This window comes from Cohnella xylanilytica (assembly GCF_014212175.1).
GTDB classification, from domain to species: domain Bacteria; phylum Bacillota; class Bacilli; order Paenibacillales; family Paenibacillaceae; genus Cohnella; species Cohnella xylanilytica.
This window is the reverse complement of record NZ_JACJVR010000075.1, coordinates 24,985-51,197: the sequence shown is the minus strand read 5'-3', so window position 1 is coordinate 51,197 and position 26,213 is coordinate 24,985. Positions and strand designations below refer to the sequence as shown.

The 26,213-nt window shown below is 59.7% G+C and carries 20 protein-coding genes; 4 read left to right on the top strand and 16 right to left on the bottom strand.

The features are described 5' to 3' along the window. Positions 1-140: 140 nt before the first annotated feature. The 5 genes from H7B90_RS19495 to H7B90_RS19475 all read right to left on the bottom strand — a co-directional run bounded on the left by H7B90_RS19495 (position 141) and on the right by H7B90_RS19475 (position 10,502). Entirely contained in the window at positions 141-1,346 is a 1,206-nt protein-coding gene (locus H7B90_RS19495) for an MFS transporter (RefSeq protein WP_311772764.1), read from the bottom strand. Between the two features lie 833 nt (positions 1,347-2,179). Beyond that, positions 2,180-3,586, bottom strand: coding sequence for a TIGR02679 domain-containing protein (locus tag H7B90_RS19490; RefSeq protein WP_185137563.1), 1,407 nt, complete (start codon positions 3,584-3,586; stop codon positions 2,180-2,182). Beyond that, entirely contained in the window at positions 3,583-7,728 is a 4,146-nt protein-coding gene (locus tag H7B90_RS19485; RefSeq protein WP_311772762.1) for a TIGR02680 family protein, read from the bottom strand. The genes H7B90_RS19490 and H7B90_RS19485 overlap by 4 nt, the downstream gene beginning before the upstream one ends. 25 nt (positions 7,729-7,753) lie before the next feature. Next, a complete protein-coding gene (locus H7B90_RS19480) occupies positions 7,754-8,989 on the bottom strand; it encodes a TIGR02678 family protein (RefSeq protein ID WP_185137562.1) in 1,236 nt (411 codons plus the stop codon). Next, positions 8,982-10,502, bottom strand: a complete 1,521-nt coding sequence (locus H7B90_RS19475) for a TIGR02677 family protein (protein WP_185137561.1) — start codon at positions 10,500-10,502, stop codon at positions 8,982-8,984. Before H7B90_RS19475 ends, H7B90_RS19480 begins: the two co-directional genes overlap by 8 nt. 263 nt (positions 10,503-10,765) lie before the next feature. Here H7B90_RS19475 and H7B90_RS19470 point away from each other — a divergent pair, with 263 nt between their 5' ends. The 3 genes from H7B90_RS19470 to H7B90_RS19460 all read left to right on the top strand — a co-directional run bounded on the left by H7B90_RS19470 (position 10,766) and on the right by H7B90_RS19460 (position 14,072). Beyond that, complete coding sequence (locus H7B90_RS19470; protein WP_185137560.1) at positions 10,766-11,728, top strand: carbohydrate ABC transporter permease; 963 nt, start codon at positions 10,766-10,768, stop codon at positions 11,726-11,728. Beyond that, the gene (locus H7B90_RS19465) at positions 11,725-12,546 is read left to right on the top strand and encodes a carbohydrate ABC transporter permease (protein ID WP_185137559.1); all 822 of its coding nucleotides are present in this window, start codon (positions 11,725-11,727) and stop codon (positions 12,544-12,546) included. Before H7B90_RS19470 ends, H7B90_RS19465 begins: the two co-directional genes overlap by 4 nt. Positions 12,547-12,638: 92 nt before the next feature. Further along, positions 12,639-14,072: an ABC transporter substrate-binding protein gene (locus H7B90_RS19460; RefSeq protein WP_185137558.1), complete on the top strand. Its 1,434-nt coding sequence runs from the start codon at positions 12,639-12,641 to the stop codon at positions 14,070-14,072. Between the two features lie 229 nt (positions 14,073-14,301). Here the strand turns inward: H7B90_RS19460 and H7B90_RS19455 are convergent, their stop codons facing one another. The 11 genes from H7B90_RS19455 to H7B90_RS19405 all read right to left on the bottom strand — a co-directional run bounded on the left by H7B90_RS19455 (position 14,302) and on the right by H7B90_RS19405 (position 25,396). Further along, on the bottom strand, positions 14,302-15,531 hold the full coding sequence (locus tag H7B90_RS19455) for a S1C family serine protease (protein WP_185137557.1): 1,230 nt from the start codon (positions 15,529-15,531) through the stop codon (positions 14,302-14,304). A gap of 117 nt (positions 15,532-15,648) precedes the next feature. Continuing rightward, positions 15,649-16,299 carry a peptide-methionine (S)-S-oxide reductase MsrA gene (gene msrA, locus H7B90_RS19450; RefSeq protein WP_185137556.1) on the bottom strand — a complete coding sequence of 217 codons (651 nt, stop codon included), beginning with the start codon at positions 16,297-16,299 and terminating at the stop codon, positions 15,649-15,651. Positions 16,300-16,830: 531 nt separating this feature from the next. Beyond that, complete coding sequence (locus tag H7B90_RS19445) at positions 16,831-17,538, bottom strand: hypothetical protein (RefSeq protein ID WP_185137555.1); 708 nt, start codon at positions 17,536-17,538, stop codon at positions 16,831-16,833. Positions 17,539-17,707: 169 nt separating this feature from the next. Further along, positions 17,708-18,592 carry an ADP-ribosylglycohydrolase family protein gene (locus H7B90_RS19440; protein ID WP_185137554.1) on the bottom strand — a complete coding sequence of 295 codons (885 nt, stop codon included), beginning with the start codon at positions 18,590-18,592 and terminating at the stop codon, positions 17,708-17,710. A 164-nt stretch (positions 18,593-18,756) separates the two neighbouring features. Continuing rightward, the gene (locus tag H7B90_RS19435; protein ID WP_185137553.1) at positions 18,757-19,188 is read right to left on the bottom strand and encodes an OsmC family protein; all 432 of its coding nucleotides are present in this window, start codon (positions 19,186-19,188) and stop codon (positions 18,757-18,759) included. Further along, positions 19,185-20,171, bottom strand: coding sequence for an ABC transporter ATP-binding protein (locus H7B90_RS19430; protein ID WP_185137552.1), 987 nt, complete (start codon positions 20,169-20,171; stop codon positions 19,185-19,187). The genes H7B90_RS19435 and H7B90_RS19430 overlap by 4 nt, the downstream gene beginning before the upstream one ends. Beyond that, on the bottom strand, positions 20,155-21,147 hold the full coding sequence (locus H7B90_RS19425; RefSeq protein ID WP_246578744.1) for an ABC transporter ATP-binding protein: 993 nt from the start codon (positions 21,145-21,147) through the stop codon (positions 20,155-20,157). Before H7B90_RS19425 ends, H7B90_RS19430 begins: the two co-directional genes overlap by 17 nt. Positions 21,148-21,206: 59 nt before the next feature. Beyond that, entirely contained in the window at positions 21,207-22,841 is a 1,635-nt protein-coding gene (locus tag H7B90_RS19420; RefSeq protein WP_185137550.1) for an ABC transporter substrate-binding protein, read from the bottom strand. Next, positions 22,838-23,734 carry an ABC transporter permease gene (locus H7B90_RS19415; RefSeq protein ID WP_185137549.1) on the bottom strand — a complete coding sequence of 299 codons (897 nt, stop codon included), beginning with the start codon at positions 23,732-23,734 and terminating at the stop codon, positions 22,838-22,840. Before H7B90_RS19415 ends, H7B90_RS19420 begins: the two co-directional genes overlap by 4 nt. After that, on the bottom strand, positions 23,727-24,737 hold the full coding sequence (locus H7B90_RS19410; RefSeq protein WP_185137548.1) for an ABC transporter permease: 1,011 nt from the start codon (positions 24,735-24,737) through the stop codon (positions 23,727-23,729). Before H7B90_RS19410 ends, H7B90_RS19415 begins: the two co-directional genes overlap by 8 nt. Positions 24,738-24,763: 26 nt before the next feature. Continuing rightward, positions 24,764-25,396: a TetR/AcrR family transcriptional regulator gene (locus tag H7B90_RS19405; protein ID WP_373315981.1), complete on the bottom strand. Its 633-nt coding sequence runs from the start codon at positions 25,394-25,396 to the stop codon at positions 24,764-24,766. 196 nt (positions 25,397-25,592) lie between these two features. Between H7B90_RS19405 and H7B90_RS19400 the strand changes: the two genes are divergently transcribed. Continuing rightward, positions 25,593-26,108, top strand: coding sequence for a GNAT family N-acetyltransferase (locus H7B90_RS19400; RefSeq protein ID WP_185137547.1), 516 nt, complete (start codon positions 25,593-25,595; stop codon positions 26,106-26,108). Positions 26,109-26,213 lie beyond the last annotated feature (105 nt).

Genomic DNA, 26,213 nt, shown 5'->3' with positions numbered 1-26,213 from the left:
TCGCATCTCCTTTATGTCGGTTGAAGCTTCTGCCTACCATTATAGCGGACATCCCAGACCTCCATCGCGCAAAAAAGAAGAAGAACCCCGCAAAAAATGCCGGGGTTCCTCCTTCCGAGTGGCGTCGCCTCTCGGATCGGTCAATGATGGCGAAGTCCGGCGGCGGCGGGTGCCGTGCGGGCAGGCTCCTTATGGCGCAGCAGCGGCAGGACGCCGACCGCTCCGAGCAGGAAGAGAACGGCTGCCGCTCCGAAGAGCGCGGCGAGGGGAAGATTCGTTTTGAGCACGCCGGACAGGCTCATCGTCAGCACCATCCCTCCCGTGAAGAGCGGGTTCAGAATGCCGCTAACCCGGCCGACGAACGCTTCCTCCGCGTGGCTCATCACCAGCGTCTGGCAGGAGATGTGGATGAACGGCACCATGAGGCCGGAGACGAACTGCGCCGCCAGCGCAACGCCCATCGAGCCCGTGGATCCGACGACCGCCACCGCGGCGGCATTGCCGACGAACCCGATCAGCAGCATCACCCGGGGGGAGACGCGCTTGGACAGCCCCATGACGAGCATGCCGCCGAGAATCATGCCCGCTCCATTCGCGGCCGTCAGCCACTGCAAGGAATCCTCCGCCCGCTTCAAGTGCTCGGTCACCACGTACACTCCAAGCGGGTTGATGAGGCCGAGCGCCAGCCCTGCGGCCAGGAAGAAGCTCCCCATATAGACGAAAATCTTGTTGCCCTTCACATAACGCAGGCCCGACCGGATGTCCTCGCCGATCCTAGCGGATGGTCCGGTCTTGCGGATCACTTGGTCCCTCGGCAGCGTCGTCAGCACGGCGGCGGAGAGCAGGAAGCAGACGCCCATCAGCACGACCGCGGCTTGAATGCCGAGGCGGAAGTATACGAGCGTGCCCAGCATCGGACCCAAAATCATGAACACGGCCTGGATCGTCTGGTACATCGACATTCCCATCGGAATTTGCTCTTCCGGGACGTGGAGCTTGAACAGCTTCATCCCGGCCGGCTGCGAGAACTGGGAGAGAATCGAAGAGACGAGCGTGGCGAAGAAGATGGCCTGCCATCCTCCGTAGACGAGAGTCAGCAGCACCGCGAACACGGACGCCGCGCTCAGCACGTCGCAGAGCACCATCGTCCGCTTCGGCCGCCACCGGTCGGCGAACGCGCCTCCGATGAACGAGAAGACGAAGATCGGCGCGAACTCCGCGACGGAGATGAACGAGAGCGCGACCGGATCCTTGTCCGTCTGCTCCGTGACGAACAGCAGGATGGCGAAGTTCCGCACCCAGATGCCGAGCTGCAGGAACACGGCGGACAGCAGAATGGATCGGATGAAGCGATTGGACCAGAAGCCTTGCCGGTCCGGACCGGGTGCGGATGCGGATGTGGCTTTGGACTCGGTTGTAGGAGCGGCTGTAGAGGCGGCTGTGGAAGTCGCTGCAGATGCAGACGTGGTTGTAGAGGACGTTACGGATGTCGCTGCAGATGCATACATGGTTGTAGAGGCTGTTACGGATGTCGATACGGATGCAGACGTGGTTGTAGAGGCCTTTGCGGATGTCGCTGCCGATACGGACGTGGATGCGGTTGTACCTGTCGTTGCGCGAGACATAGAGTCGATCCCCTTTTCTTCCCCGTGGGTGGATAGACCCATTGTAAGAGGAAGCCGGCTCTGCCAACCCGCACATCTGAGGCGTCTCCGCGCACGATACGCGCCCTTGCCGCGCAGGAATTTGCGGGAGAAGCGCAAGCGATCATCTAATGGATCCCGCAGAGCGGCTTCAAGGTATCCGAACAGAAAAATGCCGCATTGCGGCATTTTTTCTACGAAAGACCCTTTCGCTAACAGGCTTCTTGGGATAGGGTGACAGGGAAGTCTCGTTCATGGTTGCCATCGGAATCGGATCATAATGTTCCGGATCATAGGCCCCGTTCTCTAACGAACTCAGACGACGCTATTTAGCGTCAAAAGCCCATTTTGAAAACTCTAACGAACTCCAGCGATCTTATTTAGGTCCAATCGGGGGAAAAACGAGCTTCCGGCACGAAATAGCGTCTATACGATTCGTTAGATTCGAAAATCCACGATTTTTGGCGAAATAGCGTCTCCTCGATTCGTTAGCCGCCTCCCTCCAATCGAAACGGGCACCAGGCACAGCATAATCGCTACTCCATCCTATTTGCGTTGCCCGTCAAATCCATCCATAACGACTCCGCGAGGACTTCCTGATGCAGCTTAACCCCTCTCGCGAGCATAACGGGAATGAGAGTCTCCTCCCATGGGAGGCTCATTTGCTCCAATCGCCGCTTCTCCGCGGACGCGAGAGGCAGCCCCTTCCCTGCTCCTCGTTCGTAGTCGCTTGCCGACATGCGCCAGGCCCGGAATCGATCTCCGTAGCGTTGCTGCAGGAATAGCGTAATCTCCAGGCCTTGAACGTCCAGATCGCCAGCGTAGCGCAGCTCCGGGCTGCGGCCTTCGCCATCCAGCATGCATCGGTCAAGCCACCGAAGCGTTGCAGAGCTCGGATAGCCGTTCACGCATACCAGCATAGCGTCGCCTAACGTCTCTTCGCTTAGCCCCCGGTCCAGTAAATAGCCGAATAAAGAGGGGTTCTCCACCGCCCAGATCACCGAAGGCTTCGGCACTTCGTCCATACGCTCAACTTGCCGGAGCGTGAGCAGCCTCTCCTCCCGATCCTGCGTCCATAACGGAGCGTAGAAGAGAACCTGGGAGCTCATATCGTCATCCGCGATGCCCGCCGTTCGATACAGCTCTCTTCGAAGCAGAGCGCCTCCGGGTAACGCCGACTCATCCGCCGGCGCTTCTCCGCCTTCGCCGTCAGCGACGCCAGAGCCTTTGTCCCCTTCCGTCCTCTGCCCCCATACTTCCTGAATGGCGAAGACGAGCAACCTGCCTAGCGGCTCTTGCCAATCCAGCGCATGGGCGTTGCCGGTTGCGGAAGCGGCCAGAATGGGCAGCCGGATCATGCAGCGCTCGCGCTCGAGAACGCGCTGCCGATCCCACAGCTGCATGACAATCTCGATGCAAACGGCAAGCTGCCGCTCGGCCATAACCGGGTCGGCATCCGCCATCCGCCCTAATGTACGGCTGCCAGCCGCAACTCCCGACTCCACCCCCTTCAGCCATTGCCGAATAGGGGCATAATCATCCCCGCCCTCCTGTAATCCTGCGGCGGCAGATGCGTCTCGCAAGAGCCGAATCCATGCCTCGGCCTTCTCTCTCTTGCGTTCGGAACGGATCGTAACGGTACGACCGTCCAAGTTCTCCAGCATCTCGCGGATCGTGCAGCCGAACGCGCTCTCAAGAAGCCGACTCTCCAAGCGGCGCAACGAGATCGTCGCACGCCGGCCCGGCGGATAATAACGCTCCAGCAGACTGGACAACGCCTCGCTCTCTTCGCCGGACAGCGCCTCCAACGTCACATTGCCGGACGCTCCCCTCGAATCGAACTTGCTGCGCACTTCCTCGACCAATCGCCGCAAGCCCGGTTGCTCGAAATAAGATTTGCTGTCGTCGCCGCCGTTCGAATTCCGCTCGTCCCTTCCGATCATTCGATCAATTCCCGCTTGGTCCCGTTCCACCGGTAGCGGAACAGCGTGACGTAATCGGCATCCTTCGGTCGATAAATCTCCACAATCGCAAGGCGCGGAACCGTATCGTAGCACCCCCACAAAGCTTGGGAGGTCATCATATAGTCGAAGTTCATCTCCGTCAGCAGCTCGAACAAATCGCGGATGTTCTCATCGTCTACGCCGGCGAACGCCTCGTCCAGGGAGATAATTCGCGGCGCATCGGGAGCCGCGTCCGCATATCGGGAAGAGGTAGCCGCGAACAAGGGAATGTACATGCTCATCGCCTTCTCGCCGCCGCTGAACGTATTGAATCTGGCGTCGGTTAGCGGTTTGTAGCCTACGGCTTCCCCTTTCTGATAACGAAGCTCGAATTGGAACCACGTGCGGTAATCCAGCAGCTCGTATATTTGCTTGCGGAGCGATTCCCTCTCCTCCTGAGCGGCCTGCTTCGCCCATCCGACCCGGGAACGGAAGTGCTGGCTCATCTGGTCGATCTCGGTCTGATGCAGCAGTCTGGCGTCCTTCATTAACAAGTCGACGAGCTTCTCCGCGTTCAACTCCTGCTCCGACTGCGCCGGCTTCGGCACCCAATCGAGCTGAAGGCGGAAAGCGTTGGACGTATTCCGCTGCCCCATCAGCTTATTGATCTCCTTGATCCAATGCGTAGCGCGATAAATACGCTGACGAATGGCCTTCCCTACGCTGCGCAAAATAATCTCTTCATATAATTCCCGGTCCTTCTCGCCGAGCAAACCGTTCTGTTCTTCGATGAACGACTCCACCTCGGCCAGCAGCATCGCAGGCGTCCTTGGCCGAGAACGGTCTTGCATGGAGAACACTTGCAGCCTGCCGGATTCGGGCGTCTCTACCATCTCGAGCGAGTAATCGAGCAGCAGATGCTTCACGGCATGGAACTGATCGTGCAAGCTGGTCGTAGCGCTGGAGACGCTTCGGCCCGACATCGCTTGCAGCGACGAGCGAATCTCCCGGCACAGCTTGAAGGCTTCCGCCATCTCTACCTTCGCGGCTCCGGCCGGCCATTCCGGCACAAGCCCTAATTCAAGCTCGATCTGCCAACGGCCATAGACCCGTTCGACCGCCTCCTTCTCCGCCTCAAGCCGTTGTTCCCTCGAGAGCAGCCGCTCGCCCAGGGCAGCCAATGCCTGTTCGATCTCGCGAACTTGCCGGTCTTCGCTCTTGCGCCGTTCGGCCAGCGACCGCTTGCGCTTCTCCAGTTCGGCCAATTGTTCGTACAGATTGTCTATGCCCTGCTCCCTCATCCACTTGCGCAGGCTATCGGCCTGCACTTTGGCCTGCTGCCGCTTATGGGAGAGCTCATCCAGAAGCTCTTGTTCGTTCTCCGCCGAAGCCTCCTGCTCGGCCAGCTCCGCCGCGATTCTGTCGCGGGACGTTACGGACTGCCAATACTGCTTCCACTCCGACCACAGCTCCGTAATGCTCTGCGAATATGAGCGCATCGTCTCGATGGCTTCCCGAAGATCGTTCAGCCGCTTCAGCCGCGACCATCCCGATACCCGCATGGCGAATTGCGTTCGAAGCTCTTGCCATTCCGCGGTCATCTGCCGAAGCCGCTCGGACATCTTCTTCTCCTGCTCCAGAAGCACATTCAGCCTGGACAGCTCCGAAGCCCATTCGTCCAGCTTCTCCTGGAGCTCCGCATCGTCGGGCAAAGCGGCAAGCTCCTCATCCAGCGCCCTCTCTTGCTCCTCCACTTCCGACTGAAGCGCCGCCAGCCTGAGAAGCTCCCGCTCCAGGTCCGCAATCTCGGCTTCCAGACGGTCGATCTGCGCCAGCTTGTAATTCCGGCGAGCTTCCTTGCCGATATATTGGGCGGGCGGCGCATCCGCGAGCTGGCCGATCAATGGACCGAGCTTAAAATGACCGAAGCCTACTGCGGCGGCATTCGAATCGCCGCCGCCCCATGCCGCCGGCGCGGCAAGAGATTGTTCGCCCTTGTCCGTCCAAGCAAACGAGCGCAGCAAAGCGTCGATCGTCTCTGCGGACAATCCGCTCTCCGGAGATGGCGACGGTTGCAAATAATCGGCCAAGGTGTAACCGAATTCGATCGGTTGAGGGACGGCCCACACTTCTTCTCCATCTGCCGACATCAAGGAAGCAGACCCGTCGGGAGCGATCCAGGCGTCAAGCAGTCCGCTCGCGGCGATCGCCGCCTCCAGCAGCCCGCGCTGCTTGTCGCCGACATGACTCTTGAACTCGCATACGGCGTACAACGGCGCCCCTTGAAGCTCCGTCCGCGAGGCCCGTTCCTTGGCTCTGCGTTCCGAGCGAATCGGCTCCGGCTCGCGGCTCAGCTTCCATCCTTGAAGCTCTTCTTCCAGCTGAAGTTTTCGGACCCTAACAGCCTGCCGATCCGCTTCCAGCCGCAGGCCGCGTTCGGTCAGCTCTCTTCTGGCGCGATCGGCCGCCTGACCGGCCACGGCGCGTACAGGGCCGTAATCCCGCCGACTCACTGTCATCTCCGATAGCGCTCGAAGCATGCGAGCCAATTCCTCGTCTTGAACGGCAATGCGGTTCAAGCGGCTTTTCCACGACACGATCCGCTCCTTGTGAGCCGACACCTGCCGTTCATAAGCCCGTTCCTTCTCGCCGGCGTCCCGTTCGGCCCGGTCCCGCAAGAGCCGAAGCTCCCCGAGCTCCTTCTCGTAAGCTTCGACCCGCTTCCCTTCCTCCTGCTCCCGTTCCCCAAGCTGCAACGCCGAGGATAAGTTCTCCCGGTGCTTGCCCGCGTCATTGCGCCAAGACGCCAAGAACCTGTCGTCCTCCGGCGGCCCGCCGCTCCAATTCCGGTGATAGACATCATGCTCGTAGTATTCGCTGTCGCGAGCCATGCCTTCCATCTCTTCAAGCACGTCATGCTGAGCCTGCAGCCTCTCCCGACTCTCCCGAACCGCCTCTTCCTGCTCCCGATTCAAGCGTTCGATTCTCGCCGTGGCCGTCGTCAGCCTTGCCCGAGCATTGTCTTCATAACGCTGCGTGTCCCGAATCGTCTCTTCCAACCGCTGCAGCTCTTGATGCTTGCCGATCCCGTCATGACGATTCAACACGTCCAGGTCCGCCTGAATGCCGGCCAGTTCTTCTTCCGTCGCCTTTAACCGATCGGCTGTCTTCTGCCGCGACAGCTCTTGTTCGTCGCGAGCTTGAAGGACCTCGTCGTATTCCTTCTGAGCCTTATCCTGATTCGCTTTGGCATCCAGCATCTGTTCGGATGCCTGCAGCAGCAGCAGCCGATTATAACGATCGTAAACCTGATGCAGCTTGTCCAATTCGGTTCGTTGAAGCTTCAACTCATCCAGTCGATCCGCCATCTGGTCCATATCTTCCAACACTTCGGACAGCGGGCGCAGTTCGTCCTCCTGCAACGGAGGGAGGGCATCGGTCAAGATCTCGTAGATCGCCGAAGGCTTGAAGTCCTTGGACAGCTTCGGGCTGCGCAATTGAATCAGCAGCTCCAGCAGATCCCCGTAAGACTCGCTATCATAAAATCCGAAGAGCGACTTGTTGACCAACTGCTGATAGGCCCGCTGCTCCTGAACGACTTCGCCGCCCGCGCCGATTCGCTCTTGCAGCTCTCTGCGATCATACGGAAACTTCCCCTTGCCTTCCAGCCAGACCTCCCGGTCGTATAACCAGAAGTCGCGGTTGATTCGGCGGCCGTCCTCCAGCACAAAGCCCCAGAATGCGGCGCCGGAGCCGCCTTTCCTGGCGCGCAGGCCGATGCCGATCGTCTTGTACAGATCCTTGACCGGATGATGGAACTCCAGCCACAAGTATCCGATCCGGTCGCTGTGCCGGTCGTCCTCGCCAAGCAGGTAATATTCGATTCGCCGGTCTCTGGAGCCGAACGGGTCGAGTCTCTTCGGCCGTTTGTCCCCATCCAGGACAAGCGGCACGAAGCTCTGCATCGTCACGGACTTGCCCGCTCCATTCGTTCCTCTCAGCATAAGTCTGCCCTGCTCCAACGTCAGTTCTTCATCGTCGTAATACCAGAAGTTGAATATCCCCGCGCGCGACATCTCCCAACGATTTCGCGTCGAATTAGCCGCACCGCTCTCCTGCTCCGTGCGCTCCTCCGTAATCACGATCCGACCCCTCCGTCCCTGATCTTCATTCGAACCCTTGCGAATCTTCCGATCGATATTCGGCGTTCCAACGGCTAAGCGCAGGCGATAGCGCGAACTTCTCCTCGGAGATCCACCTTCCCAAGCTCCACTCGACAAGATGCGCCATCAGCCCGCTCGCCAGCTCCGCCGAAGTCATGTCCTGCTGCTCCTTGCTCCAATACGGCTTATGCTTCTGTTGCAGAACAAGCAATAACGTCTCCATATCGCTTCTCGTCAGCACGATGCTCCCATCGTTCTCGGGATACCAGACGGCGTCCTCCCGATGAATGCGCCGTCTGATCTCTCCCGCGAACAGCATCGCCAGATCGGACATCGCCGCCGCCGTCGGGAATAACGCCGATTCCCCCGTCAACTCCGGATGGAAGACGAGCAGCCCTTCCCGATAGCGGCTGATCGTCCAACCGAACATCAATTGCAATTGATCCGCAATCGAGCGGCGCTGGTTGACGATATACTTCAAATCTTCCGGCTCCCAGTCCCGGTCCATGACGACCGGCTCCAGCAGAAGCCGGCGGTAGACTCTGTGCCTTCTCTGCCGAAGCTCGCCCTCCGTCGTCTCCGGATAGACGGCGAGCTCATGCAGATCGTGCAAAGACTCATAGCGATTCAGCTCCTGCGGGAACTGCCGCAGCATATATCTCGCATGCGGCGAGCATTCGTAGAGCACGTTCTGCTCCTTGTTGTTGGCCCAGTCGCCTTCCTCGCCGTCGATGGCCGATAATGCGCCCAACTGCCGCAGCTTCTTGAGCGCTCTGACCATGGATAACCGATGCGGATAATGCGTCCAATCCACGGCCATGCCTTCTCCGACCATCTGCTCGCGCAGATGCTCCGCCATATCCGTCAACAGAAACTGATCGAGCTCGCTTTTATTTTCCAAATACCAGAGCCCGTAAGTGAAGAAGACGTAATCCCGGCTCTCCCGAAACTCGCCGAAGCCCATCCACGGCAACGCATGCAACGGGGCCTTGTCCAGCTTCGCCATCGTTCGGGTGAGCAGCAGCACGAAGCCCGTGAATTCCGCAAACCAATCCCGCAGCTCGCGGTATTGATCCTTCACCCAATAGAACAGCTCCGGATCTTCGTCCTTGCGAATCCATGGGCGGTTCAGCAGCGCATTGGCGCATTCGCGGCGGCGGGAGGCCCATACGTCCGAGCCTTCCCGAGCCTGCGCCCGCATCCGGCGAATCGCCCAGGAACGAGCCCCGCCTTTAGCCATTGTCCGTCGCCCTCCGTTCCGTTAGCGCGTACTCGACCTTCATGACATAATCGGGCATATCCAAATCCCCGTCCGTGCAACGAAGAACGGCCCTCTCGCCGGCCTTCGCTGCGGACAGCGTGATCCGATAGCCGTCGGACGTCACGAAGGAGCGGCTGGGACTCGCCGTACATCGGCCGATCCAACTGAGCAGCCGGAGCCGCTTGCGCGGCTCTAATACGCCGAGTTGCTCCAACCGCACGTTGCCCAGGCTTGCAAGCTGCTCCAGATACTCGCGCTCCTCCCGGAGCTGCGCTTCGACGATCGCCCGGTGCTGGCGCTTCCGTTCGTCATCGGAACGAACGGGTTCGGCATCGCTTTTGCCAAGACGCTTGCGGCTCCTTGAGCGAATCCCTCGAACGATCGGAGGTTCCTGCCACATCGCGGCATCCGCCCGATCCGTCGTTCGCACGTCCTCGCCTTGAAGATGCCGGCCCGGGAACAGGCCGAATGCATAAGCGGCCAAGCAATGGGCCTCCTCCAGCGATTCGGCTTGCTCGAACCGGACCGCCAGCCACTCGAGGTCCTTCCTCCGGCTTACGCCCACCCTTCTGCGTTCCTGCAAGCGAAGCGCGCTGCGGACGACCTTCGCGATCGTATCCTTCGTCGCGCGCTCCAGCTGCTGCAGCTCGCTCGCCTCCCGGTCGTCCCCGAGGAACCAACGGCGCAAGTTCATCCAGCCTCTCGTCCATCGGTCGAGAAGCTCCTCCCGCGACTGCACCTCGTCCAGCCGCGGCTTGGCCAGCTCATCGTCCACGGCTTGCTCGAGGAAGAGGTCCCGCACGTTCGGCGTAATCTGCTGCAGATGCCCTTCGATCTGATAGGCGCTCTGCTGCAGACCCTTCACGAAATGCTGCAAATAATCCGTCAGCCGATCCTTCATCGCAAGGAACGCATCCGTCGCCATCATCTCTTCCGCCTGAATCGAGTTCATGCTGCCGATGAAGTCCGCCGCGTTCTCGTGCATTTGCTTAAACGCCTGAAACAGCTTGTCCCAACACTGAAGAGCCTCGCCCGCTGCGAATGCTCCGACGTTCCCGCGGATGGACAGCAAGCACTCGGAGATCGTATCCAGATAAGTGGTCTCCAGGGAGCCTCCATACCCTTTGATCGTCTCCAGCGTCTCCAGCATCCGCTCGATCTCGATCGAGTACGGCGTTAACAGGTATAGGCTCTTCTTGCGCATATATTCTTCGATCGTGACGGCTCTGCCGCCATCGTGCCGCGACGCCAGATTCTGCCAGTTCTTAAGCTGCTCCAGATCGGCCAGGCATTGCTCTAACGTATAAGAGTCCAGCACGCCCCAATTATTTACGCCTTCATAGACTTCCTCGGGGCGCATCCAATAGCGCAGACGCTGATACTCTTGATAGAAATATCGCATGACCGCCCGATATCGAGCTACATTATCCGCATTCAAATAGCGCAGCTCCGGTACATCCCGCAGCCCCGCAGCGGACATTCCGTTCTTCATCGTCTGCCTCCCGTCGCTTGTTCGATGATCTTTCACGATATACCTAAATCGTAAGTTCGGTTAGTAGAATTTTGCAATACTCGCCCCTCTTTGTCTACTTCTATATTACAGGTAATGGTTGGTGCGCCTGCACGTCGACTTTTTTGAATTTACAGAAAGTTTACTCCTAAGAGACGCCCGGATGATACGGGCCCGATAGGATGAGAGGGGGGAGCCGATTGCCGGCCGCCAGTCGAATCCCGAAAGGAGGAGGAGCAGGAGGAATGAACGGGTTGGACGAGAGGCTCAGCCTCCCCCGGAATCGAATCCGAACCCGGGAGAAGGCGCGCCGCCGCGAGAGAACGCTGAGCGGCTTGAAGCGGCGGGAGAATGCGCTCGCTTACGCTTTTCTGGGACCCTCCTTGCTGTTGTTCGCGATCTTCTTCTTCTACCCGATGGGCAAGTCCGTCTATCTGAGCCTGCACGCCACGGACCCGACCGGACGCGTCGCCGGGTTCGTCGGTCTCGATAACTTCCGTTATCTCTTCCAAAGCGACCAATTCGTCCAAGGCTTAAAAGTCACCGTATCGTTCGCCCTGCTGACCGTGCCGACGGGCATTGTGCTCGCGCTGGTCCTCGCCGCCTTGACGAGCGGCCGTCAGAGAGGGCTGTCCCTCTTCCAATTCGCCTTCTCGCTGCCGGTCGTCCTGTCCGTCGGCTCCTCTTCCGTCATCTGGATGTTCCTCTACCACCCGAGCCTCGGCATGCTGAACTATTTTCGAAGTCTCATCCATCTCGATCCGATCTCCTGGCTCGTCGATCCGAAGCGGGCGCTGCTCTCCGTCTCCCTCATGACGGTGTGGATGAACCTCGGCTTCAATTACATCGTGCTGTCCAGCGGCCTGCGCGGCATTCCGGACGAGCTCCGCGAGAGTGCAGCCATCGACGGAGCCGGCCCGTTGCGCGTATTCGCCCGGATTCTGCTGCCGCTCCTGTCGCCGACGCTGTTCTTCCTCGCCATCGTCTCGGTCATCAGCTCGTTCCAATCGTTCGGCCAGATCCACATCCTGACGTTGGGAGGCCCGATGGACCGGACCAACGTGCTCGTCTACTCGATCTATCAGGAAGCGTTCGTCAACTTCCGCTTCGGCTCGGGCAGCGCAAGGGCTCTCGTGCTGTTCGTCATCATCGTTCTGCTCACGCTCGTTCAGTTCAAATGGGTGGAAAAGAAGGTGCACTACCAATGAGACGCCGACTATTCGCTGCCGTCTTGTACGTCGTCTTGGCCTTGTGCGCGCTGGCGGTGCTGTACCCGATTCTGTACACGTTCTCCACCTCGCTCATGACGCCGGGCGAAGCGAGCGAGTACCCGCCGCATGTCGTGCCCCATCATCTCTACCTGCGGAACTTCGTCGACGTCTTCCATCTCGTGCCGATCGGGGCGTTCATCGGGAACACGTTCCTCGTCTCGATCGTCGTCATGCTCGGCCAGCTCGTCACCTCCAGCCTGGCCGCGTACGCGTTCGCCCGCATGAACTTCATGGGCAAGAACCTGCTGTTCGCCCTGTTCATGGCCACGATGATGATCCCTTGGGAAGTGACGATGATTCCCAACTACTTGACCGTGCGCGGCTGGGGCTGGCTCGATTCGTATCCGGGCCTGATCGTCCCCTTCCTCGCCGCGTCGTTCGGCACGTTCCTGCTGCGGCAGTTTTTCCTGCAGCTGTCGGCGGAGCTGTTCGAAGCCGCCCGCATGGACGGGTGCGGTCATGTCCGTTTTTTCCTATCGCATGTCCTGCCCCTGTCTCGTCCCGCTCTCGGAACGCTCGCGGTCTATTCCTTCCTGCAGATGTGGAACGCCTATCTGTGGCCGCTGCTCATTACGAATACCGACAAGATGAGGACGGTGCAAATCGGCATCGCGATGCTTCAGCACCAGGAGACGACGGCCTGGAACCTCGTGTTCGCGGGCATCGCCCTCGTCCTCCTGCCCTCGCTGCTTATGCTGGCGCTGGGGCTTAAGCAGTTGGTGCGAGGCATGACCGTAGGCGCGCTGAAGGGATAGGCCGCGGGGCCGCCGGCTACGATCCGCTGCGACAAGCAGTTGATTGATAGAGGTAAAAAAAATCGAGTCGAAAAGGGAGAGAGTACCGTACCATGAAGAAGCTTCGTTCCAAAGAATGGCTGGCCGTCTCGTCCGTCGCCTTTCTCCTCGTAGCATCCGCATGCGGAAGTTCCTCCGCCAACAACGAGAATGCTTCCTCCGAGCCGTCTCTCGCATCCGCCAGCAACTCGGTTCCGGCAAGCGGCGGCGATCCTGCCGAGTCCGCCTCCGAATCCGCCTCTGAGTCCGCCGGTCCGGTGAAGATCACGTGGTGGCATTCCATGACCGGCGCGAACGCGGAAGCGATCGACAAGCTCGCGGCCGACTTCAACGCCAGCCAATCGGATATCGAAGTGAAGGCGATCTTCCAAGGGACGTACGACGAGAGCCTGAACAAGCTGAAGGCTTCGATGGGTTCGGACGGCGGCCCGGACATCGTGCAGGTGTACGAGATCGGCTCCCGCTTCATGGTCGATTCGGGCTACATCACGCCGATTCAGCAGTTCATCGACACCGACTCCTACGACCTGAGCCAGCTCGAACCGCACATTACGAGCTACTACTCCATGGACGGCAAGCTGAACGGCATGCCCTTCAACACCTCGAACCCGATTCTTTACTATAATAAGGACGCGTTCAAGAAGGCCGGGCTCGATCCCGAGAAGCCGCCGAAGACGTACGAAGAGTTCGAAGAATACGCCAAAGCGCTGACGAAGAGCGGCATCACGGGCGGCTCCATCGCGATCTACGGCTGGTTCATGGAGCAGTTCTTCGCCAACCAGAACGCGGAGTATCTGAACAACGGCAACGGCAGAACGTCTCCGGCGACCGAGTCTCTGGTGAACGGCGAGGCGGGCGTCAAGACGTTGACCTGGTGGAAAAGAATGCTGGACGAGAAGGTCATCTCCAATCTCGGACGGAAAACCGACGACACCTCCGCCGCCTTCGCGGCCGGCCAGATCGGCATGACGCTCGACTCCACCGCTTCCCTTCGCAACATCGTCAACAAGGTCGCCGGCAAGTTCGAAGTGGGCACCGGCTTCCTGCCCCGCCCGGCCGACGCCAAGGAAGGCGGAGTCGTCGTAGGCGGAGCGAGCCTGTACATCTTGAACAACAAGCCGGACAAGGAGCAGCAGGCGGCTTGGGAGTTCATCAAGTACCTGACCTCGCCGGAAGTGCAGGCGAAGTGGAACGTGGCCACCGGTTATTTTCCGATTACGAAGGCCGCTTACGACCAGCAAGCGCTTAAGGATAATATGGCGAAATTCCCGCAATTCCAAACGGCGGTCGACCAGCTTCACGCCTCGATCGACTCTGCGGCCACGAACGGCGCGATGATGGGCGTGTTCCCGGAAGCACGCCAGATCGTCGAAGGCGCGATCGAATCGGCGTTGAACGGGCAGAAGGATCCGAAGGCCGCCCTGGACGACGCCGCCAAGCAGATTAACGAGAAGCTAGCGCAGTACAACAGTACGGTGAAGAAGTAATCGCGGCGATTGACGGAAGTAAAGCAGCCAAGGAGCTTCCCTTTGGGGAGGCTCCTTGGCGTTTGAATGGGGGGATGGCGGGACTCATTCTCTCGTATTCTCTCGTCTCGCGCGGTGCGCCAACTCTAACGGACACCACGGCCGCTATTTCAATAGCGGCAGCTGTGTCCGTTAGAGCTTCGAGGGGCGGTCGCTGCTCCATCCAATCGAGCGGAGTCCTGCCTTGAAGTTACAACGACTGCAACACCGTGCCCGCGAGCATCTCCTTGAGCGCGTCTTGAATCGTTGCGGACGAGATGGCGAAGCCTATGCCTTGGGCTTGAGTGCTCACCGCTGTATTCACGCCGATCACCTCGCCCTGGTCGTTCAACAGCGGGCCGCCGGAGTTGCCGGGGTTGATCGAAGCGTCGGTCTGCAGCAGATGCTCGTATTTGTGCTCGGTGCCGTCGTCTTCGGTGATCGTGATCGGACGCTCCTTGGCGCTGAGCACGCCGACCGTTACCGTATGGTCCAGGCCTTCCGGATTCCCGATGGCGATGACCCAATCCCCGACCTTCGCTTGGTCCGAATCGCCGAGAGAGAGCGTCGGGAACTTTTGCCCGTCCGGGCTCTCCACCTTCAGCACCGCCAGGTCCAGGTTCTCGTTCGCACTTACGACCTTAGCCGTCAACTGTTCCTCATACCCGGGCACGGTCACCTTCAGCTCCGTCGCGTTCGCGATGACGTGCTGATTCGTCAGAATATAGCCGTCCTTCTGAATGAAGAAGCCGGTGCCCGTCCCCATCAATTCCGCCTCTTGGCTGGTTTGCGGCTGGGCCTGCTGCCCGCGTCCCATCCAGCCGCCGCGCCCGCCGAACAGGATCGACGGGAAGTTGTTCGTCGGCACTCCGTAATTCTCGATCTCCACGACCGCCGGATTTGCTTGCTCGAAGACCGCGGCGATGCCCTTGCTCGTGCTTAGGGATGCCGTCGACAGTCCGGACGTCGCCGAATAGGAGCTGCCGCCGGAAGCCGTCGACTGGGCAGCGCCGGATTCGCCGCCGGTGAACAGGTTCAGCCGGTCCGACGCGAAGGAGAGTCCACCGACCAGCAGCGCTCCGGCCAGGAAGGACGCGAGAACCGCCTTGGGCGACACTCCCCGCCGGCGCGGACCGCCGCGGCCGCTGTCATCGCCGCCATCGCTGCCATTCCTGCCGCCATCACTGCCATTCCTTCCGCTGTTGTCGCCGTAGCCGGCTCCGCCTCCCGAGCTCTCCGCCCGGTCCGCCGCGGCCAGTTCCGCTTCATACGACGACTGAAGGGGCGTCCTTCTCGTCCAAGGCTCATAGCGATAGACGGTTACCGGTTTGTCGATTTCGTTGCGTTCGTTTTTGTCGCTACGTTCATCGTGCTCGTCGTGCTGGTTGAAAACCAAGTTCTCCTTGCGTTCGTCGGTACTATACTCATGATGTTCGTTCATCTCGAATCATCCTCCTTATCTTGCGATGTCTCTATCATGAAGGACGATCCTAAAAGGAAGATTAAAGGAAATTAAAAGTATCCTGAGAATGGGCGCCTTCGCCCTATTCCTTCCCGGCTACCAACGGATTCGCCGGACGAGGGCGACCAAGTCGTCCCGGGCGACCGGATCGAGCGGCCATTGGCCGATCTCGCCGATGAGGCGTTCCCGATTCGCGAAGCCCTTCGCCAATCCGTTCAGCCGGGCGGCCAACGTCGAGTTCGTAAGCTCCTCCTCGGACGAGTAGAGCTCGCTTAGCTTGGCGATCGCGTCCGGATATCTTTTCAAATAATACTTCTGATGCCTCGGTTCGGCCGGAGTGAATCCCCTGAACGGAACGATCTCCGTCTCGAGCGGCCGCCCCTTCTCTGCCTCCATTCGTTCCTTCGCCCGGCGAAAGGCTTCTTCCTGTTGCCGGTCGCGGAACAGCAGCAACGACTGATACTGCCTTCCTTTATACCCATTAATATTAATGGGGTTATGGTGATTCCAGAACGTCTCCAGCAGCGCCTCATAAGAGAGGATCTCGGGATCGAAGTCGAGCTCGACCGTCTCGGAATGATCCCCCATCTCGCGGTAGGTCGGATGCTCCGTCGTGCCTCCGGCATATCCGACGCGAGTCCGGACGACTCCCGGCAGAGATCCGAACAGCGCCTCGGGGCTCCAGAAGCAGCCCATCCCGAGCGTAATCGTGCTCAGCTTCGCAACGTCGGTTCCATTGTCGTTCATTTTCCGTTCCCTCCAAGCCAAGCTGTGGCTGCCGTGTCCTGCTGCCGCTCGTCTCCCTATCGTACCATTCCCCGCTTCACCGCATAAGAATCGGACGAGTCCTACTTCAAGATGAGAAGGATACCCGCTTGTAAACGAAATGGTTTGCAAGTTATAATAAAGGCAACAATAAAGAACGGTGCCGTGCTGGAACACGACACCGCTTCGATAGCGTAGTGGGCAACCACGGCGCGCCATACAAGGCGAAACCCACCGAAGGCCCTAACCTTTTGCGGTGGGTTTTCTCATGCTACGAAGCTTCCGACGAATGAAGCGAATGAACTTCCGTACGCTGAAGAACAGCGTTAATAGCATGGAAATCCACTTCAAGACGTCGAACAGCTTGTCATGGGCCACGGGCATCCCTCCTTTCCAGAAGGAGCTGCGCCGTGGCAAGCCCACCGAACACTATCTACTTCATTATAATAGAAAATGCCCAAAATTTTCTACAATACTTGTACTAGAACGCCAAGTGCAGCCTAGTATTTGCTACTATCGAGGCAAAGCCAACTGCGTCGCCTTCCGCAGATAATCCCGGAACAGGTCGGCATCCTGCTCGAGCACTTCCGGATAGATCGTGACCGCGTGCCAGCCGTTGACGGTCAAGTCCCTCTCCCGATCTTGAAACTTCCGATATTCCTCAAGGCCGCTCTTCATCTCCACGATCTCGTCCCCGACGAACTGGAAGACCATCAGAGACCGGAACTCCGACGGATACACGTACAAGCAGCCGGGGAAGGCTCCGCGCTTCAACGGGTAGCCGATCGTCAGATCCTCCATATGGAAATTGACCATAGGCCCCCAATATTCTTGCAGGAAGATGCGGACCCACTCGCCGAACTGCTTCTCCTGCCGCGGGTTCAGCTTGCTCTCGACCCACCGCGTCACGTTCGGATGAACGAAGCGCTCCTCCTTGGGAGGCCGGTCGACAGGGACAAACTCCGGAAGCTGGAAGTCGCAGCGCAGAGCGTCCTTATCGCAGACGACGACCTGCCCCGTCAGATCGAATGCGATCGACCCCTTCGTATACCAATTGCGGTAATAATATCGCTGATTCTCGCAGAACATGAACTCCAGGTACGACAGCATCTTACTCTTCTCCTCCGGATAATGGCTCTCCAGATAATCGGTCAGCGGCGCGAACGCCTTCTTGAGCCACTTCTCCGTGATCTTCTTCGGATAATCGATAGGACGATACATCGAGTTCCACTCCTCTTGGAAAAAAATAAAAGCACCATGCACGCAGAAATAAACTTCTGCAGGCACGGTGCTTCCGTGTCGAGCTGTTATTAAGACGAGTGTAGCATAGGAACCGTCATCGTTCAAGAAAATTTTGTCAACTTTTCAAGCAAACGAGCTATTCCCCTTTTCAAGCCCCGATCCGCCGTCTCAACTCGACGATCTGCTCGCTCACCGCGGACAAACGGTCCTTGATGAGAATTCGATCTCGATATCGCTCCGGAATGCCCTCATAGCCGTAGTGCACGCCAGCCAGCCCGCCGGCTATGGCCCCGATCGTATCCGAGTCGCCTCCCAGGTTGGCCGCTCTCTGAACCGTCTCTTCGAACGACCGCGAGGTCATGAGAAGATAGATCGCCCAACGCCACGTATGCACGATGAACCCGCTCGGCTCGCAATCCGGCTCCCGATCCAGGGAAGATTCGTATTCGGTCCCGCGAACCTCCCGTTCGATCGCCGCGCGAAGAGGAACGGCTTCATTCAGCATATGATAAGCTATCCGATTGTATCTCTCGCAAGTCTGGTCGCACTGCTCGTCGTAGTGGGTCATCCTCGACTGAATCCGCGTTACTTTCTCCACGTCCTCCAGCTTCGGATAACAGAGAGCCGCCGGAAGACAACGCATCAGCGAACCGTTCCCCGCGCTCTGCCCGAGATCCATATGAGCGAGAAAAGCAGCCTCGAACCAGTTGCCGTCATACCCCTGAAGCACATGACGGATGATGTTCCCGATATCCTTGGGCTTGGAACGGAACCATTCCAGATACTTCTCCCCGATGGCCTGCATCGGATCGCGCGGATTCTCCAGGATGCCCTCCGCCACGCACAGCGTCATCATCGTATCGTCGGTGACTTCCCCGGGCTCGAGCTTCCAGACTCCGCCTCCGACGATCTCGGTGAGATAACCGTATACGTTCTCGACTTCGCGCCGCGACATGAATTCCGTCGTACCGCCAAGCGCGTCCCCGACTGCAACGCCGAACAACCCGCCCTTGATTCGCTCGATAAGCTCCATAATCGTCCTCCCTTCTGCCCGGCAGAGCGACCTGCCGAGCCGTGCATCGAAGCCTCTATCTGGATTCCACGCCCGTGACGGAATCCCTTCTCTTCTCTTCCCGACTATGTGCCTCATGAACGGCAAAAAGCCCCGATTCCTCGGGGCTTTCTGCCTTAAATAAATTAGTTCGGCTCGCTTCTCTTCGCTTCCTGGCCGTTCAAGATAAGCCGGTACTCGATCTCCGCGCTCAGCGAGTCGGATACCGAGCAATACTTCGAAGCGCCCAGCTCGATCGCCTTCCAGATGCGGTAATCCGGGATGTCGCCTTCCACTTTGAAAATAAGCTCGATCCTCGTATACCCCTTCGGAGGCTCTTCCTTGCGCGTTCCGACGGTCTCGATCTCGATGGACCGGACGGAGTCGAGGAACTTGTCCAGAATCATCGTCACGTCGATGCCGATGCAGCCCGCGAGCCCCGCCAGAATCAGCTCCATCGGCGTCGCGCCCTTGCCTTCGCCGCCGTAGGCCGGCGTGGCGTCCATGCGGATCGGGAACCCGGAGGGCCCCGTCGATTCGAAGTATCGTTTGCCTTGCCAGATCGTCGTTACACTCATGATTCATCCCTGCTCTCTTCGTTGTATAAGTGGCATGCGACGGAACGGTTCTCGGACACTTGCCGCCACTCGGGGATCACGCTCCTGCATTCCGGCCGCGCCATCGGGCACCGCGTATGGAACGCGCAGCCGGAAGGCGGGTTACGGGGGCTCGGCACCTCGCCCGACAGCGTGATCCGCTCCCGCCGCTTCGCGGGATCCGCCTCCGGAATGGCCGAGATGAGCGCCCGGGTGTAGGGGTGAAGCGGTCGTTCGAACAGCTCCGCGGTCGGACCGGTCTCGACCATTTTCCCCAAGTACATCACGCCGACGCGATCGCTGATATACCGGACGACCGACAGATCGTGCGATACGAAAAGATAGGTCAGCGACAAGCGGCTCTGCAGCTCTTGCATCAGCTTCAGAATCTGCGCCTGGATCGAGACGTCCAGCGCGGATACGGGTTCGTCGAGGACGACGAACTTCGGCTCCGTGATGAGCGCCCGGGCGATGCCGACGCGCTGCCGCTGTCCGCCGGACAGCTCGTGGGGATACCGCGACGCGTGCTGCTTCGACAGGCCGACGACTTCCAGCATCCGCTCGATTCTGCCCTTCGCATCCTCGTCCGACAGGCGCAGATGCGTGCGCAGCGGCTCCTCCAGCGTCTGCCCGATCGTCCATCTCGGGTCGAGCGAGCCGTACGGGTCCTGGAACACGATCTGCATATCCGTTCTCAACCGCCGCAGCTCGTTCGCTCCCAGCCCCGTAATCTCCCTGCCTTCGAACTGAACGCTGCCCGACGTCGGCTCGATCAACCGCAGGATGGTCTTGCCCAGCGTCGTCTTGCCCGAGCCGGACTCGCCGACGACCGCGAACGTCTCGCCCTGTCCGATCGAGAGGGAGACGCCGTCGAGCGCCTTGGCCGTGCCGCCGCCCCGCCCGAACAGCCGTCTGCGCAGCGGATAATGCTTCTTCAGATCGCGGATCTCAAGCAAGGCCGGCATTTGTCTCCCTCCCTCCGTATAGATGACACTTGCAGCGATGTCCGTCGCCGAAGTCGTACGCCGCGGGATCGACCTTCTCGCATACGTCCATCCGGGACGGGCAGCGGCTCGCGAACCGGCAGCCGGCCGGGAACTCCGACGGATGGGGCACCTGCCCGGCGATCGAGTGCAGCTCCTTGCCTTCGCCCGTGAACTGCGGCACGGACTTCAGAAGGCCCGCCGTATACGGATGCTTCGGCTCCCGGAAGACGGTCTTGACGTCTCCCTGCTCGACGATCTGCCCGGCGTACATGACGGACACGCGGTCGCACGTCTCGGCCACGACGCCGAGATCGTGGGTGATGAGCAGCATGGCGGTGCCCCGCTCTCGCTGCAGCTTGCGCATCAGATCCAGAATCTGCGCCTGGATCGTCACGTCGAGCGCGGTCGTCGGCTCGTCCGCGATCAGAAGCTCCGGATCGCAGGCCATCGCCATCGCGATCATGACCCGCTGGCGCATGCCGCCGGACAGCTGATGCGGATAGACGTTCACGATCTGCTCCGGCAGCGGGATGCCGACATGGCCGAGCAGCTCGATCGCTTCCTTGCGGGCCTCCCGCTTGCTCTTGCGGGAATGCTGGCGGATGGCCTCCGTCAGCTGGCGCCCGATTTTGAAGACCGGATTGAGGGCCGTCATCGGCTCTTGGAAAATCATCGCGATCCGGTTGCCGCGAACCTTCCTCATCTCGGCCTCCGAGAGTCGGACCAAGCTCTGTCCCCGCAGACGGATGTCGCCCTGAACGATGGCAGCTTGGTCTTCGGGCAGCAGCCGCATGACGGATAAGGAAGTGACGCTCTTGCCGCTGCCGGATTCCCCGACGATGCCGAGCGTCTCCCCCTCGCCCAGCGAGAGACTGATGCCGTCCACGACCCGGACGGGGCCGGACGGACCGGCGAATTCGATAGCCAGATTGTCGATGGAGAGAAGAGTCATCACCGTCGCCTCCCGTGATCAGGCGGGCAAAACCCCCGAACGGCTCCGGGGGTCTTGAACCTTTATTTGTAGAGCGTGACGAATCGGATGATTTCGTCCGGGTAGAAAATGTAGCCTTTGACGTCGTCGCGGAAGCCGGCGATCAGGTTGCTCTCGTACAGGTACGCCCACGGAGCGTCCGCCGTCACTTGCTTCTGAACCTGCTTGTACAGCTCGGTCCGCTTGGCGTCGTCCGGCTCCACGTTCGCCGCGGCCAGCAGGTCGTCCACGGCCTTGCTCGTATAAGCGGCGTAGTTGGAAGCGCCCTTGCTGTCGAGCAGGAAGCCGTAATGGTACGACGGGTCGTTCACGAGCGACGTGTACTTGCCGAGGAACGCGGCCGCCTTCTTGTTGTTGATCAGCTCGCGATACTGGGCGGGAGCGACTTTGTTGATGTTGACCGTTACGCCGATTTTCTCCAGGTCGGCCTTGAGCAGCACCGCGATATCCTCGTAATCCTGCGTGGAGGAGTTGACCGTCAGGTCGAAGGTCAGGCCTTTCTCGTAACCAGCTTCCTTAAGCAATTGCTTCGCTTTGTCCAGATCGTACTTGAACTCGTAGCCTTCGGACGTGTGCGCCGGCGACTTGCTCGAGATGGAGCTCGTCATCGGGGCCGCCTGGCCGTACATGACGTCCTGGATCAGCTTGCTCTGGTCGACGGCGTAGTTGATCGCCTGGCGAACCTTGAGCTGGTCGAACGGCTTGAAGTTGGCGTTCATGCCGAGGTAGACGATCCGGTTCGTCGATTCGGAGCTGATCGTCAGATGCTCCTTCTTCGACAGACTCTCCACATCCTTAGGCGGAATGTCGAGCGCGACGTCGACGTCGCCCTTCTCGAGCAGCAGCTCGCGGTTCGAAGCTTCCTTGACGTACTTCACGATAACCTTGTCGGCCTTCGGAGCGCCCTTCCAGTAATTCTTGTTGGCGACGAACACCGCTTCCGAAGCCGGGTCCCACTTCTCCAGCGTGAACGCGCCGGAGCCGGCGGAGTGCTGCGTCAAGTAGTCGTCCGGCTGGCCCTTGGCCACGGACGGATCGACGATGGAGAACGTGAAGGTAGCGAGGTATTTCAGCAAAAGGTGGTTCGGCGCGCTCAATTTGAACTCGACCGTGCGGTCGTCGACCTTCGTGACGGATTGAATGTTGGAGAGCTGGTACAAGCTGCCGCCCTCGCCCTTCGTCTGCACCCGTTCGAAGGAGTACACGACCGCGTCGGCGTTCACCGGATTGCCGCTCTGGAACTTCACTCCGTCGCGCAGGGTGAACGTGTACGTCTTGCCGTCGTCGGAGACGGTCCACTTCTCGGCGAGCGAAGGGGCGATCTGGTCGGTGCGGCCCACCGTCTTGCCGTCCTTCTCTTCCGTGCCGCTCGTTACGAGTTGATCGTACAGCGCGAACGCATAGGAAGCGGAGGTCAAGTCGCCCGCTTCATGCGGGTCCATCGTCTGGCCGGCGCCTTGCGAGTAGGCGATCGTAATCGTCCCTCCGCCGGCGGCTTCGCCCGACGGGGACGCTTCGGCGCCGCCGGACGATGCGCTCGGGCTGGCGCTTGGGCTTGCGCTGGCGCCGCCCTTGGGGTTGGCGCTGTTGGTGCAACCGGCCAGCAGCAGCACGGCCACGATCGTAGAGATCAGAACGAGTAGCTTCCTGTTTTTCATAGCGATTGTCCACTCCCTGTATGTGTATGTGTTGAGAATCTCTTGATCCGTCTGGTTACCCGTCGGGTTCGGCCATGCGGGTCGAACGCGTCCCTCAGCCCGTCGCCGAGCAGGAAGAAGCCGAAAATAACGGTAGCGATCGCGATGCCGGGGAACACCGTCATCCACCATTCGCCCGAGATGATGTAATCCCGGCCGTAGGAGATCATCGCGCCCCATTCCGACGTCGGCGGTCGGACGCCGAGCCCGAGGAAGCTTAAGCTCGAGGTCGTGAGAACCGCCGAGCCGAGCCCGAGCGTAATCTGCACCAGAAGCGGCGCGAACGCGTTGGGCAGCACGTGCCGGAACAGAATCGCCTTATCCCGCACGCCCAGCGCCCGGCTAGCCTCGATAAATTCCTTCTCCTTGATGACGACGGTCTGGCCGTAGACCAGTCTCGCGAATTCCGGGATGGCGACGATACCCACGGCCAGCAGCGCTCCGAGCAGTCCGGGCCCGATCGATGCCGCCAAGGCCATCGCCAGGATAAGGGACGGAAACGCGAGCAGCGTATCCATAACGCGCATAATGAGGTTACCGATCCGGCCTCCGAAGTAGCCGGCCGCCGCTCCGAGCGGAATGCCGATCAGGCAGGCGATGCCGACCGACACCATGCCCGTCCATACGGTCACTCTCGCTCCGTACAGGATACGGCTGAAGATGTCCCGTCCGAAGTTGTCGGTGCCGAACCAGTGGGCCGCGCTCGGCGGCAATAGCTTGTCCTGCATCTGAATCTCGTTCGGAGGATAAGGGGCGATCCATGGCGCGAGCAAGGCGAACAGCACCCATACCGCCACGAGAATCAATCCGACGATCGCGAGCCGACTGCGCAACGCTTGTCTCCACCTATTCATAGCGCACCCTCGGATCCAGCACGCCGTACAGCAGTTCGACGAGCAGATTGACGACGCCGTACAGAACGGCGCTAATAAGCGTCATCGCCTGAATCGGCGCGTAATCGGCGGACAGAATCGACTCCGTGACGTAATTGCCGACGCCCGGCCAGACGAAGATCGTCTCCGTGATGACGGCGCCGCCGAGCAAGTAGCCGAATTGGAGACCGACCACCGTCAGCGTCGGAATCAAGGCGTTGATCAGTCCGTGCTTGTAGATGACGGCCGTTCTCGACAAGCCCTTGGCTCTCGCCGTTCTCATGAAGTCCTGGCGGATCACCTCGAGCATGCTGGCCCGGATCATCTTCGTCACGATGGCCATCGTCCCCATGCTCAGGCAGAAGGCCGGCATCAGAAGATGCAGCAGCGAATCCTTGAGCGCGATCATGTCCCAGCTCAGCAGGCTGTCGACGACGTACAGCCCGGTGACGTGCGTAGGCGGGTTAATGCCGCCGCTGATCCGGCCGACGGGCGCGGGCAGCCATCCGAGCTTCGCATAGAAGAGGGAGATCAGAAGCAGCCCGAGCCAGAAGATCGGCATGGCCGACCCGAAGAACGAGAGCACCCGCGCGATATGGTCGAAAATCGAATTTTGCTTCGTCGCCGCAAGAATGCCGAGCGGAACGGCGACGATAAGGGCGAGTGCCATGCCGGCAAGCGTCAGCTCGAGGGTGGCCGGGAATCGGGTGACGAAGTCCGAGGCGACGGAATGCCCCGTATGCCAGGCGAAGCCGAGATCCCCTCTAGCCAGCTGCTTCACGTATTCCCACAGCTGAACCAGCAGCGGCTGATCGAATCCGTACTGTTGCCGGACCTTGTCGACGAATTCGGGCAAGGCCTGCTCCCCGGTGATCATCAGCGCCGGGTCTCCCGGCAATACTCTCGTTAAGATAAACGTGATAACGATAATTCCGATGATGCTCGGCACCATCAACCCGATCCGCCGGAGCGCGTATGAGAGCAACCCCCATCCTCCTCCTCTAGTTGTCGTTAAATGCCCAGCAAGCCGAAGAACTCGAACCTTACCGTCTCCGCCGCCAATTGCTCCGGCGTGCGCCGGGCGAGATCGGAGCTCGGCGGCACGGGTCCGAACAGCCACCGGGCGACGACGCCTTCGATCAGGCTCATGAGGAGCGCGGCTCTCAGATGCAGATCCATCGATTCCGGCAGCATGCCCAGCTCGATCGCCCGCTCGATGTTGCGCTTGAACGCCTCTTCCATCTCGATGCGCGCGTTCGCGAACGCCTGGCGAATCGCCTCGTCTTCCCCGCGTCCGGTTAACAGGAGCTCCATGAAGTAGCGGTTCTCGTCGGCGAATTGGAAGATGTCGCAGAGCAGCCTCTGCGAGCCTTGAACCATCTCCTGCACGGTTCCGGTGCCGGTGCGGTAGCCTCTGCGGATGACCTGAAGCAGCCGCTCCTTCCCGCTCTCGATGATCTCCAGGGCGATCGATTCCTTGCTCTTGAAATACCAGTAAAACGTGCCTTGAGCGACGCCCGCCTGGGCTACGATATCCGAGATCTTCGTATTGTGGTAGCCAAATTTGGCGAATCGTTCGACGGCTATCGCAAGCAGTTGCTCCCTGCGCAGGTCTCGTTGCGACGCTTGATTGTCAGAGGCGATGACAACCACTCCTTCCAGATTGACTGGTCAGTCAGTTGATTAATATCTTATGGGTTTACTAGGGATTTGTCAACGATTTTTGTCGATTCTTCTTGCGTCCGGTCTTCCTCGTTTACACCCGGAAGGAAGTTTTGTAATCTGGTACTAGCGATAGATGGCGATAGATGGAAGAATGTGTCGTGGAAGGAGACCCTAGATGACGTTGAACTGCCAGATGTGCGAGAGCGAGGACGACTTCGCCCAAGCCGGCTTGTTCCTGTTGGCGCACAAGCGCGACCTGCACCCCTCTTTTACCACCTTGGAGATGGTGACCCTCCTTTATTCCTACGTCACGAACGGCCGCCTGGTCAGCGTCCGGAACGAGGAGAACCGGATCGTCGGGATCGGGGCCTACTATTACGGAACGCCGGATCGGGAATTCCAGGACAAGGACGTCGCATTGGTGGACGTAGCGATCGCCGACAAGGCTTACCGCGGCTCTCGGGTGTTCGTACAAGGGCTGCTCTATCTCGTCGACCGGGTTATGGAGGGGCATCCGGAGGTTCGGGAGGTCCGGCTCGCCGCTCAGGAGGACAACGCCTACTTGCGCCGGCTGTATTCCAAGTTCGCAACGGCCGGAGGAGTTCGTGAGGGTACGCATGGCAGGGAAGTCGTTTTTCATACAGAGATTAACAATCTTAGGACTACCCTTGGAAAATTTAGCAGGTTATAATTTAAAGGAATTAAATACCTATCGAGGAGGAGAAGCACATGTATCCAGCTAAACCGGATGTCAAAGAAATCATCAAAGGCAGCGGCTTCAAAAAAATCGTCAAAG

Excerpts from the sequence above, each read along its gene's own strand:
- H7B90_RS19490 (WP_185137563.1), bottom strand. The coding sequence starts at position 3,586 with ATGATCGGAAGGGACGAGCGGAATTCGAACGGCGGCGACGACAGCAAA.
- H7B90_RS19480 (WP_185137562.1), bottom strand. The coding sequence starts at position 8,989 with ATGGCTAAAGGCGGGGCTCGTTCCTGGGCGATTCGCCGGATGCGGGCG.
- H7B90_RS19475 (WP_185137561.1), bottom strand. The coding sequence starts at position 10,502 with ATGAAGAACGGAATGTCCGCTGCGGGGCTGCGGGATGTACCGGAGCTG.
- H7B90_RS19470 (WP_185137560.1), top strand. The coding sequence starts at position 10,766 with ATGAACGGGTTGGACGAGAGGCTCAGCCTCCCCCGGAATCGAATCCGA.
- H7B90_RS19465 (WP_185137559.1), top strand. The coding sequence starts at position 11,725 with ATGAGACGCCGACTATTCGCTGCCGTCTTGTACGTCGTCTTGGCCTTG.
- H7B90_RS19460 (WP_185137558.1), top strand. The coding sequence starts at position 12,639 with ATGAAGAAGCTTCGTTCCAAAGAATGGCTGGCCGTCTCGTCCGTCGCC.
- H7B90_RS19455 (WP_185137557.1), bottom strand. The coding sequence starts at position 15,531 with ATGAACGAACATCATGAGTATAGTACCGACGAACGCAAGGAGAACTTG.
- msrA (WP_185137556.1), bottom strand. The coding sequence starts at position 16,299 with ATGAACGACAATGGAACCGACGTTGCGAAGCTGAGCACGATTACGCTC.
- H7B90_RS19445 (WP_185137555.1), bottom strand. The coding sequence starts at position 17,538 with ATGTATCGTCCTATCGATTATCCGAAGAAGATCACGGAGAAGTGGCTC.
- H7B90_RS19440 (WP_185137554.1), bottom strand. The coding sequence starts at position 18,592 with ATGGAGCTTATCGAGCGAATCAAGGGCGGGTTGTTCGGCGTTGCAGTC.
- H7B90_RS19435 (WP_185137553.1), bottom strand. The coding sequence starts at position 19,188 with ATGAGTGTAACGACGATCTGGCAAGGCAAACGATACTTCGAATCGACG.
- H7B90_RS19430 (WP_185137552.1), bottom strand. The coding sequence starts at position 20,171 with ATGCCGGCCTTGCTTGAGATCCGCGATCTGAAGAAGCATTATCCGCTG.
- H7B90_RS19420 (WP_185137550.1), bottom strand. The coding sequence starts at position 22,841 with ATGAAAAACAGGAAGCTACTCGTTCTGATCTCTACGATCGTGGCCGTG.
- H7B90_RS19415 (WP_185137549.1), bottom strand. The coding sequence starts at position 23,734 with ATGAATAGGTGGAGACAAGCGTTGCGCAGTCGGCTCGCGATCGTCGGA.
- H7B90_RS19400 (WP_185137547.1), top strand. The coding sequence starts at position 25,593 with ATGACGTTGAACTGCCAGATGTGCGAGAGCGAGGACGACTTCGCCCAA.